The organism is Alistipes sp. CAG:268 (genome assembly GCA_000434235.1).
GTDB lineage: Bacteria > Bacteroidota > Bacteroidia > Bacteroidales > Rikenellaceae > Alistipes > Alistipes avistercoris.
Genome location: FR892017.1, coordinates 1 through 2,277, shown reverse-complemented (window position 1 = coordinate 2,277; position 2,277 = coordinate 1). Strand labels below are relative to the sequence as shown.

Annotated in this window: 2 protein-coding genes; both read left to right on the top strand. The window is 61.7% G+C overall.

The window, feature by feature from the left end:
- A partial coding sequence (locus tag QZL63_RS09465) for an ABC transporter permease (protein WP_290586731.1) occupies window positions 1–996 on the top strand: 996 nt, incomplete at its 5' end.
- 1 nt (window position 997) lies between these two features.
- Window positions 998–2,239, top strand: a complete 1,242-nt coding sequence (locus tag QZL63_RS09460; RefSeq protein WP_290586728.1) for an ABC transporter permease — start codon at window positions 998–1,000, stop codon at window positions 2,237–2,239.
- Window positions 2,240–2,277: the final 38 nt, after the last annotated feature.

The window sequence follows — 2,277 nt, the reverse complement described above, 5'->3', positions numbered from 1 at the left end:
ACGACGCTCTCGCGCAAGGTGGTGCAGATGATCGACGACACGCCGACGGCGCTCGTCTCCTACGGCGTGCAGTCGATGGAGGAGGGCGAACGGCTCATCCGCGAAGGCAAGGTGATGGCCGTCGTCCAGATCCCGGCCTTCTTCGAGAAGCAGATCCTGAGCAACAGCCAGGCCCACATCGAAAACTATGTCTCGGGCACGAACATCACGGTGAACGGACTGCTCTCGAAGGACATCCAGACCGCCGTGACGACCTTCACCGCCGGGGTGCAGTTGCAGATCCTCATGAAACAGGGGCTCACCGAACGGCAGGCCATGGCGCAACTGATGCCCGTCCGCTTCGACCGCCACGTGCTGTTCAACCCCCACATCAACTACGGGTACTATCTCTCGCCGAGTTTTCTGCCGATGATGCTCATGATCTTCACGGTGATGATCACGGTCTTCGCGATCGGCACCGAACTCAAGAACGGCACGGCGCGCGAGTGGCTCCGCACGGCGGGGGATTCGCCCGCAGCGGCCCTCGTCGGGAAACTCGCCCCGATCACGACGATGCTGTTCCTTGTCTCGCTGGTGATGCTGGTCATCATCTTCAAGATCGTCGGGACGCCGCTCAACGGCAGCCTGGCCGTCATCCTGACCGGCACGCTGCTCTTCATCCTCAGCTACCAGACGATCGCCACGCTGATCGTCTCGCTCCTGGCCAACCTGCGCCTCTCGCTCTCGATCGGCGGAGGCTACTCGGTGCTTGCCTTCACCTTCTCGGGCCTCACGTTCCCGATCATGGCCATGTGGGAGCCCATGCAGTGGGTGAGCCGCATCTTCCCGTTCACGTTCTACACCGACATCTTCGTCGATCAGATGCTGCGCGGCGCACCGGTCATCTACTCGCTGCCCGACCTGGGGTGGCTGCTGCTTTTCGTCGTCTTACCGCTGCTGTGTCTGCCGCGCCTGAGGCGCGTCTGCACCGAGGAAAAATTCTGGGGGAGGAGCTGACATGAACCGATTGACACGACAGTTGGGATCCTACTGGATCCAGTTCCGTTCGGTCGTAAGGAACGAATTCCGGACCATCTTCACCGACGGCGGCGTCATGCTGATCCTGATCTTCGCGATCCTGATCTACGCTACGGCCTATTCGCTGGCCTACGGCTCGCAGGTGCTGCGCAACGTCCCGATCGGCGTGATCGACGAGTGCCGCACCCCGACGAGCCGGGCGCTGATCGAGACCTTCAACTCCGGTCCGAACACCTATGTCGCCTACGAGCCGACCTCGATGGAGGAGGCCAAGGAGCTCTTCTTCGGCCGCAAGATCTACGGCGTGGTCTACATCCCCTCCGACTACGACCGAAAACTCTACGGAGGCGAGCAGGCCAACGTGGCCATCTACTGCGACGCCAGCTACTTCCTGATGTACCGCCAGGTATTCCAGGAGTTGGTGACCTCCATCGGGCGGACAGGAGCCATGGTCGAGTTCCAGCGGCTCATCGCCAAGGGGGCCAACATCCCGCAGGCACAGGCCGTGACGCAGCCGGTCATCTATGAATCGCACAACCTGTTCAACCCCTATCTGGGTTACGGGACATTCGTCATGCCGGCCATCATCATGGTCATCATCCAGCAGACGATGCTCATCGGCATCGGCATGATCGGCGGAACGTGGCGCGAACACGGACTCTACTACAAGCTCTGCCCCGAGGGACGGCGGCGCATGTCGTCGCTGCCGATCGTACTCGGCCGCGGGCTGGTCTACGCCGTGATCTACGCCCTGACCTGTACCTACATCCTTACGCTCCACTACCGGATGTTCCACTTCCCGATGAACGGCGCACCGGTTGCCGTGGCGCTCTTCACGGCACTCTACGTTGTGGCCTGCATCGCCATGGGCATCGCCGTATCGACGCTGTTCCGCTACCGCGAGAACTCGCTCATGCTGCTGCTCTGGACCTCGATCCCGGTACTGATGCTCAGCGGTGTCTCGTATCCCCGCGAGGGTATCCCCGAATGGCTCTACAACCTGGGCAAGCTGCTGCCGAGCAGCCACGGCGTGAATGGTTTCATCCGCATACAGACCATGGGTGCTTCGCTTCAGGAGGTCTTTGCCGAGATCAAGTGGCTGGTGATCCTCACCGTCGCATACGGAGGGCTGGCCTGCATCGGAATCCACCAGGCCATCCGGCGCGAACAACGCCGCCGCAACGAAGAGGCTGCGGGCGCCGAAGACAAAGGGGGCAAATAACGAACGAGCCGCCGGACAACACATGTTGTCCGGCGGCT